Source organism: Thermodesulfobacteriota bacterium (genome assembly GCA_039028315.1).
GTDB lineage: Bacteria > Desulfobacterota_D > UBA1144 > Nemesobacterales > UBA2774 > CR02bin9.
This window is the reverse complement of record JBCCIH010000089.1, coordinates 1-9,250: the sequence shown is the minus strand read 5'-3', so window position 1 is coordinate 9,250 and position 9,250 is coordinate 1. Positions and strand designations below refer to the sequence as shown.

The window sequence follows — 9,250 nt, the reverse complement described above, 5'->3', positions numbered from 1 at the left end:
TCTGACAGAGAAAGCTGGAAGAGATGTCTCGCTAAAATTATCTGCCATGCCGTCTGCGAACCCGACGTAGTCTCCAAAAACCCTTACAGCGCCGTGCATCAAAAAGTTTACTCCGGTTGCCAGGCGAAGAAGAAAAATAGCTAGCTGTTTGTTGGTCATTTGTAGAAATTTCATAGTAGGATATTACAGCAAAAAATTAGAGAAACTAGTCTTTATTTTCGTACAGTGCCTGCAGTTCTTTGAACAGCTTCTTTTCCTCTTTGGAAGGCTTTTTTGGTATTTCGACTTTTATATTTAGGTATATGTCCCCTCGCCTGCCCGATCTAAAACCGGGGAGACCTTCGTTGGCAAGTCTCATAGTGGTTCCGGGCTGCGTTCCAGCTGGAATTTTCACTTCACCCTCGCCGACCAATGTCGGAACATCAACTTTTGTTCCAAAAACGGCATCAGGAATTTTGATGTTTATATCTCTATACAGATGCTCACCTTTTCTTGTAAATCTTGAATCTTTTTCTGTATTAATTACGACCAGAAGATCTCCTGGAGGTGCTCCCGGGTCTGGGCTCATATTACCTTGGCCTGGTACCCTTAGCGCTGCGCCCTCTTCAACTCCCGGAGGAACATTTATTTCCATGGTCGTTATTCCTTCAACACTACCTATACCTGAGCAGTCAGGACACAATTCTTCAATTATAGTTCCCTCTCCTCTGCATTCAGCGCAGACAGCAACCTGCTGAAAAGTCATCCCCTGTTGTGTTGAGGTATAGACTTTCTGACCAGATCCTGCGCACTCAGCGCACTGCTTTACATCAGTGCCCGGTTTTGCTCTGGAGCCGTCACAAGTAGGACAGGCCTTTAAGCGGCTATAAGATACAGTTTCTTCGCCGCCTGTTAGAATTCTTTTTAGTGGAACAGTTATCTCAACCTGAACGTCGCTTCCCCTGGACGCGCGTCTTCTACCTCCGCCTCCCCTTCCAAAGCCAAAAATTTCATCGAAGATTGAACCGCCGAAACCCCCTCCGCCTCCTCCGAAGATATCACCAAAATTAATATTTCCGAAAATATCCTCAGCCGACATGCCGTCTAGCCCGGCAAATCCGCCCCTGTCATAGCGGGAGCGTTTTTCAGGGTCAGATAATACCCCGTAGGCTTCTGATAGCTCTTTAAACTTCTCCTCTGCCTCAGGGCCTTCATTGTGATCCGGATGGTATTTGAGCGCAAGTTTTCTATATACTTTCTTTATTTCCTGCGGGTCTGCGTCTCTAGAGACGCCCAGCACTTCATAATAATCCCTTTTTCCGGCTGCCATAATGAATTCTTACTCCTTTAGGATTTATATATACCCTTTTTGTTGATTTGCAAGTATTCAGGTCTTAATTTAAGCGGATACCAACAATTTTCAAATTTAGTTTATATGATGACAGTGACTTTACCAAGATGCGAAAACGAATTGGAAATTATGTAGTTAAATATTTCTTAAGGAACTTGCCGGTATGTGATTTTTTGCATTGCGCTATTTCTTCAGGGCTGCCTTGGGCAACTATCTGCCCCCCTTTATCGCCTCCCTCTGGGCCAAGATCAATAACATAATCCGCAGACTTGATAACATCTAGGTTATGCTCAACGACTAGTACGGTATGGCCGGAGAGTACAAGCTTGTTTATAACATCCAGAAGCTTTTTGACATCCTCTGCATGAAGCCCAACTGTAGGCTCGTCTAAGATGTAGAGAATATCGCTTCCGCCTCTTTTGCCCAGCTCTCTTGCAATTTTGATTCTCTGCGCCTCACCGCCTGATAAAGTTGGTGCTGGCTGGCCTAATCTTATATAGCCTAGTCCGACATCCTGCAGTATCTTGAGCTTTCTTCCAAGTGAAGGCACCTCGAAAAAGAAATTGATAGCTTCGTCAACAGTCAGTTCTAAAATTTCTATAACATTTTTACTCTTATATTTGATATCTAGTACTTCTTTCTTAAACCTCTTGCCCCCGCACTCTTCGCATATTACATATACATCTGCTAAAAAGTGCATTTCTACTTTTTGCCTGCCCTCACCTTCACAAACCTCGCATCTGCCACCTGCTACGTTAAAGGAGAAGTGGGAAGCTGTTAAACCCTTTGACTTTGCTTGCCAGGTATCAGCCAGAACTTTTCTGATCTGATCATAGACTTTAATATAAGTTACTGGATTTGATCTGAGCGTTTTCCCAATCGGGTTTTGATCAAGCATGATCACATCAGAAATATTATTAAGCCCTTTAATTTCTTTATAAGAACCTACTCTTTCAATATCGCTATGAAACCTTCTTGCAAGGGCTGCGTAGAGAACATCATGTACTAATGAGCTTTTTCCAGAACCTGAAACTCCAGTTACACAGATAAAAGTTTTAAGTGGGAACTCAACATTAAGGTTTTTTAGGTTGTTCTCAGTTGCTCCAAGAACTTTTATAGTTTTTGAACTTCCTTTTCTTCTTTTTTTAGGAACCTCTATTCCTTCTTGTTCTAGGAGATATTTTTTTGTAAGAGTAGAGACGCCGTTATTTAGAAATTTCTTAATTTCACCTTGGTAGACTATCTCACCGCCCCTTTCTCCTGCCTTTGGTCCAAGCTCTACAATATGATCTGCTGCCCCTATCATATCAAAGTCGTGTTCGACTATTACGATTGTATTATCCCGGTCCCTTAGATCTTTTATTAATTCTATAAGCCTTGAAAGATCGCGTTGATGAAGACCTATTGACGGCTCATCCATAATATAAAGAGTTTCTGTAAGAGTTGAACCCAGCTGGCATGCAAGGTTTACCCTTTGGGCCTCTCCTCCAGAGAGGGTTTTGGAAAGTCTGGAAAGAGTGAGATATTCTAGGCCAACCTTTACCAAGAATGATATTCTGGAGTTTATCTGCTTTAATATTTCGTCTGCAATTTGAGTTTCGTACTCAGATAGTTCAAGTTCATCAAAGAATTTTTTCAAATTCAAGATCGAAAATTCAGATAGTTCTGCAATACTTCTTCCGCCAACTTTGACCCATAGCGCCTCATTTTTTAGTCTGCTTCCTCCGCACACCTCACAGTCAAATGCTGAGCGGTACTTACTTAAGAACACCCTGACATGCATTTTATAGCTCTTTCGCTCTAGGTATGCAAAAAAACCGTTTATTCCTTTAAATGATCCCATACCCTCATAAACCCGCTCTACAGATTTTTTTGGCAGCTTAGAAAACGGCTTGTTGACATCAACGCCATATTCCGCAGCTGACTCAAGCATTTTTCTCATGCGAAACTGGTGAGAGGGTTTTGTAAGCGGCTCAATTGCTCCCTGTGCCAAGCTTTTATCAGGATTGGGTATCACTAGATCAGGATCTAATTTTAATATATTTCCAAAACCATTACATTCAGCACATGCACCCCGTGGGCTGTTAAAAGAGAATAAAAGCGGCTCAGGCTCAGTAAATTTAGCATCGCATGAAGTGCATTCAAGGTCTTTTGAAAACCTTAAAGACTCCCCATCAACTATGTGAACAATGACATATTTACTGTCTGAAAAACCTGCCTCTAGCGACTCTACAATTCTAGAAAACGAGCTCTGCTTTATTGACACTCTGTCTATAACTACCTGAGCTCCCTGTGGCAGTTCGTCAAGTTCTTCAAGATCGGATATTTCTCCGTCTAGCCATATTCTTGTAAAACCCTTTGATAAAAGCCCCTTAGGTGTTGGGTTAATATCATCAAGTGGAAATGTCATTACAGCTCTATTCTCGCTATAGCCATTTACTAGCTCAGCAGCAATGTCCTCGGGTGATTTTATCTTTACTTCGATACTGCAAGTTGGACAGAAGGTTTTACCTATTTTTGCAAATAATAGTCTTAGAAAATCATATATCTCAGTTGTTGTACCAACAGTTGAGCGGGAAGTTCTAACTGAGTTTCTGCTTTCTATTGCTACAGCTGGAGGGAGTCCTGAAATATCGTCCATATCAGGACGGTCAACTCTCTCAAGAAACTGCCGGGCATAAGTAGAAAGACATTCGATGTATCTTCTGAGCCCTTCAGCATATAATGTATCAAGCGCAAGTGAAGACTTTCCAGATCCGCTAAGTCCAGTAACAACAGTGAACTTGTGCCAGGGTATTGAGACATCAACGTTCTTTAAATTATTTTCTCTTGCCCCTTCTATTTTTATCTCGCCTTTCATAGTTCTATTATTTTATTTTTTTTGATTTGCCCCTGAGTAGTTGAATGACAGTAGCTAAATTCGTATTAATGAATAAATGATAGCATATCATTCTATATGTACCATTTTGCAACTCACCCAAAAACTCCCTTTTCAACCAGGCTGCAGAGTGTTAATATATAATTCTTAATATGGCCAGGTTTGTTGTCCTTTTCTTATTACTAGTAATCTTAATCCCTACTCATTTTGCCCAGTCTGCAAATGAGAAATATGCAGCTAGTGTGGCTCCTTTACTTAATGAAAACCCCTCTAAGAACGGAAAGCTCGGAGTTATTGTTAAATCACTTAATTCTGGTGAAACTATTTTTGAGCATAATCCCGAAAAGATGTATATACCGGCATCAAACGAGAAGATAATAACATCAGTTGCAGGCCTTTCGTTATTGGGCACAAATTACAAGTTTAAGACTGAATTCTTCTCTGGAGGAGGAATATCTGATGGCGTTCTACATGGCGGACTATATATAAAGGGATATGGTGACCCTACACTATCTCAAGGACATTTGGGATATATTGTATTTCAGCTAAAGCAACGCGGCGTTAAAGAAATAAGAGGCAAAGTTGTTGTTGATGACAGTTATTTTGGAACAAACAGGTATGCAAAAGGCTGGAAAGAAGAATGGCGGGATGATTTTTATAGCCCAGCAATAAGCGCGCTTTCTTTTAACTACAACATAATTGAATTAAAAGTGTATGCCTCAAAGACGGGTGCTAAACCGGCAGTCAAAATCGAGCCGGAAGGATCAAATATTACAATAATTAACCAGGCTGTAACTAGCGGCAAAAAAGGCGCACTTAAAACTTCCTGGCAAAATGAGCAAACTATAGTTCTCAGCGGCAGAATAAGACCAAAGGCGACTATTACACTTAAAATTCCAGTTTTAAACCCCACAGTATTTACAGGAAACGTTATTAAAAGCGCCATTGAAGAAGCTGGAATCAAGGTTCCTGGGCCAGTTGTAATGGACAAAGTCCCAAGATGGGCAAACCTTATATACACTCACTATTCTGACCCGCTTTCTTCTGTAATAGTCGAATACAATAAGAACAGTGTGAATATTATTGGCGAGAACTTAATGAAAACTCTAGGAGCCCAATACAGAGGAGTTCCTGGCACTTGGGATAAAGGTTCATCAGTCATTTCAGAATTTTTAAATGAACTCGGCATAAAAAACGGATATAAAGTTGTTGACGGATCGGGCCTATCTTTGTTAAACAGGGTAACACCTGAAACTTTGACCGATATATTGAGCTATGCCTATGAGGATAATCTGATTTCAACAGATTTTTTAGACTCACTTCCTGTTGCAGGAGTGGACGGCACACTTAAAAAAAGATTTAAGAATTCACAGGTACAAGGAAGAGTTAGAGCCAAAACAGGATATCTAAAAAATGTTAGAGCTCTATCAGGCTATATTTTTACAAAGAAGGGAGATGTACTGGTATTTTCTATTCTATCTAACGGCTTTGGATGGAAAACAAAAGAATTTCAGAATGATCTGCTCGGTCAGTTAGTAGAATGCTGCGCTAATAGTAGCTCCGGATACTAGAAGTTATGCTAGCATCGTAACTGCATACAGATAATTGCTTTTTCATCAAAAAACAGTACATTGTAATGTATAGGTTCTTGCAAAGAGTTATCTGTTATTCGTATTTACTAAGTATTATTTATGCCTACATAATTTTTAGATTTTAAAACAGTAGCTATTAATTGTTGACATATAAAGCAAAAGACTTTATTTTTTTAGATAAATTTAACTATTCTACTTAAATGCTTGTTACTATTTTAAAAAGATATGTGTGGGTTATAAATCTGGTTCTGCTCGCAGCACTTGCGTATCTGCTAGCCCTCAGTGTAAATGCAAAAATCCAAGGACAAGTAACTTCCCCAAATGCTCAAGCTTCACAAAATTATTTCCCTGCAGAAACTAACAAACAAACAAACAATAATAGGAACATTCCTTTGTCGAGCTATGAGGTTATTGTAAAAAGAAATATATTCGGGCTGCCAGACCCGGCTGGAGAAGCTGCAGCAGTTGCATCAACCAACCCCGAAGATTTGCCTGAATCCAATCTTAATTTGGTGCTTTTAGGCACTATAATTAATGCTGATCAAAAATCAGTGGCAATCATAAAAAATGACGATAACAGTAAGGTGAACGGTTATAAAAGCGGAGATGAGATAGATATCATCCCCTCAGAGAAAGTCAGCCTAGTGGATGTAAACAACTGCAAGGCAGTAATCCAGAGAAGATCTACAAAGCAAGAAACAATTAAGTGTAAAAATTTAGGAGATATAGCATCCGCGAAAAGCAGCTCTAAACTTCCAAATACTAGAGCTTCTAGCACAAACAAGAAGAAAGAAGACAACAGCAATAAGCAGATAAGCAAGTTAAGTGAAAACGAATATGAAGTTGAGCGTGAACTTTTGGAGGATCTTCTAAGTGATCCTACTAAGATTGTCCAGCAGGCCAGAGTAATTCCTCAGGACGATGGACTAAGATTCTTTGGTATTAGATCAAACAGCATCTTCTGGAAGATTGGAATTAAAAATGGCGACACGCTTCATAGGATAAACAATGTTGAATTAAACGATATAGAGAGGGCGTTGGGAGTTTTTGAAGAGCTTAGAGATCAAAACTCTTTCACAATTGAATTAACCAGAGCAGGACAAAAGTATACATATGAGTACTCGGTAAAATGATTGTTGGAAATTTATGCTTAGGCAGATGTGCAATATATTTATTTAAAATGGATTAATAATAGAGAGGATTACATATGAAAGGATTTTTGATTAACATACTGATTCTTGGATTTTTGCTTACACTTTATGTCTATATAAACACCTCAAATAATGGAGCTGTTATCCAAGAAAACACAGCGCAAACACAAGAGCTCGAGCAAAACGAACCAATTTTTGAGGAATCTAGCAATGATCTAACCTACCAGATTCAAAAAGGTGATACCCTTTCAACAATTGCGGAGAAATATGACGCATCAGTTTCAGAAATTAAAGAAATAAACGGTCTTAGAGAAGACCAAATTGTAGTAGGTCAATATATAGATATACCAGCAAATGCAAACGGAAATGAAAAAGAACTTTCATTTGATTATTTAGATGATAATAAAGTCATTGCGCAGGCATATGTGGATGAAAGCATTGAGTCAAATGGGGCTGTTGATGATGCTATAGTACAAAATGATCCTGAGCAAAGAAATCAGATAGAACGTCAGCAAGAACTTGAAAAAAGAAGACAATTAAGAATTCAACAAAGACAAGAGCACAGAAAGAAAAGGGCTCTGGAAAAAGAAAGAGAGGCTCAAGGGCTGCCCGCACGACCTGCGCAACCTGAGCAACAAGCTGAGGTCATAGAAGCACAGGTTGAGCCAACGAGTTCTGATGTAATAGTCAGTGAAGGAGAAATTGTAAATCTCCAATCAGAGATGGATGTTCAGGATCTGATTCAGGCAATCAGTGAAATAACCGGCGAAAGCTTTATCTTAGATGAATCTGTAAAAGGCAAAAAAATTACCGTCGTTGCTCCCGGAGGTTTTAAAAGCGAAAATGCAATGCGGCTCTTTGAGACAATTTTAAGTCTCAATGGGTTTTCAGTAGTTAAGAAAAACGGCACAAATATTATTGTCCCTAAAAGAGATATTAAATTTCAGGATATACCTACAGAATTCGGAACCGACTATTCAGATCCTTCAGACAGATTCATAACTCAATTGGTTGAGCTTCAGAATGTGCAAGCCAATCAAGTTGCATCGATACTAAGGCCATTAATTTCCCGTGAGGGTGACATCGTTGTATATCCAGCCACCAACACACTTATCATTATAGAAAGAGTTGATAACTTAAACAGAATCTTAAAAATCATTGAAAACTTTGATGTCGAAACTGAGATTGAATTTATTAAAATTGAAAATGCAGATGCTGCGGAGGTTGCAACTAAGCTTCTTGAAATATTCGGCGGTTCATCAGGCTCAGGCAGTGCTTCTGTGGCCAGAAGAGCAACTGCTACCCAACGAACAGCACAGCAGCAAAGAGCAACTTCAAGAACCAGCAGAACCAGAACCACCCAAACCCAGCAGCAAGCACCACAAATCACTGCACAGTCTACGCAAGATTCTTCCCCGGTAAGCTTTAAAGTAATCACTGATGAGAGAACAAATTCCTTAATCATAATCGCCTACCCTAGCGATATGGCTAAAATCAAGGCAGTAATCGAGATACTAGACGTAAAAACCGATGAGCCGCAGGAAGGCATATTCGTTATAAGGGTTCTAAACGCTGATGCAGAACAAATTGTAAGTGTTCTCTCAGCACTGTTCGGCGGCGGTGGCGGAGGCTTTAGTGGCGGCGCGATTCAAAGAGCTCAGAGAACGACTGGCACAACTGGCTCTGCATTTGGATCAGGAACCGGAGGTTCCACATTCGGCCAAGGGCAAACTAGACAAACGATCCAAAGACAAAACCTTGGAGGCAGGGGAGCCAGTATTGTAGCTGAAGCAGACGGGCTTAGAATCACAGCAGACCCTGCAACAAACTCTGTAATAGTGATTGGATCCAGAAGAGATTATGAAGAAGTTAAAGATGTAATAGATGAGCTTGATATAAGGAGAAAACAGGTTTTTGTAGAGGCCGCAATACTAGAAGTTAGTCTTGATAAAATCAGATCGTTTGGTACCAACCTTAGTATTGGATTTACAGTTAATGACAGTACACTGGGATTTGGCGGCACCAACCTGCCAGGAGTTCCTAGTTTGCTTGGAGTTGCAGCTAACCCTGAGGCATCAGCTAACTTGATCGGTAGTCTATCAGGTCTATTTTTAGGGGTTGTTGGTGAAGAAGTTGATCCAGACGGATCGGGTCCGATTCCACCTATACCTTCATTCACCGCTCTGTTCCAGGCACTTACCTCTTTAACTGACGTAAATGTATTATCTACTCCTAGCATTATTACTACTGATAATGAGCCTGCCGAAATCATCGTAGCTGATGTAATACCATTCCCAAC

The 9,250-nt window shown here is 40.1% G+C and carries 5 protein-coding genes; 3 read left to right on the top strand and 2 right to left on the bottom strand.

Annotated elements, in window-relative coordinates; all coding sequences use genetic code 11:
* Positions 1-205: 205 nt before the first annotated feature.
* Entirely contained in the window at positions 206-1,309 is a 1,104-nt protein-coding gene (dnaJ, locus tag AAF462_06825; GenBank protein ID MEM7008833.1) for a molecular chaperone DnaJ, read from the bottom strand.
* Positions 1,310-1,457: 148 nt separating this feature from the next.
* Positions 1,458-4,190, bottom strand: a complete 2,733-nt coding sequence (uvrA, locus tag AAF462_06820) for an excinuclease ABC subunit UvrA (protein MEM7008832.1) — start codon at positions 4,188-4,190, stop codon at positions 1,458-1,460.
* Between the two features lie 170 nt (positions 4,191-4,360).
* Here uvrA and dacB point away from each other — a divergent pair, with 170 nt between their 5' ends.
* From dacB to AAF462_06805, 3 genes are all read left to right on the top strand, one after another.
* Positions 4,361-5,779 carry a D-alanyl-D-alanine carboxypeptidase/D-alanyl-D-alanine-endopeptidase gene (dacB, locus tag AAF462_06815; GenBank protein ID MEM7008831.1) on the top strand — a complete coding sequence of 473 codons (1,419 nt, stop codon included), beginning with the start codon at positions 4,361-4,363 and terminating at the stop codon, positions 5,777-5,779.
* Positions 5,780-6,027: 248 nt separating this feature from the next.
* Positions 6,028-6,933, top strand: a complete 906-nt coding sequence (gspC, locus tag AAF462_06810) for a type II secretion system protein GspC (protein ID MEM7008830.1) — start codon at positions 6,028-6,030, stop codon at positions 6,931-6,933.
* A gap of 74 nt (positions 6,934-7,007) precedes the next feature.
* Positions 7,008-9,250: secretin N-terminal domain-containing protein (locus AAF462_06805; GenBank protein MEM7008829.1), on the top strand; the 2,243-nt coding region annotated here is incomplete at its 3' end.

Excerpts from the sequence above, each read along its gene's own strand:
- uvrA (MEM7008832.1), bottom strand. The coding sequence starts at position 4,190 with ATGAAAGGCGAGATAAAAATAGAAGGGGCAAGAGAAAATAATTTAAAG.
- dacB (MEM7008831.1), top strand. The coding sequence starts at position 4,361 with ATGGCCAGGTTTGTTGTCCTTTTCTTATTACTAGTAATCTTAATCCCT.
- dnaJ (MEM7008833.1), bottom strand. The coding sequence starts at position 1,309 with ATGGCAGCCGGAAAAAGGGATTATTATGAAGTGCTGGGCGTCTCTAGA.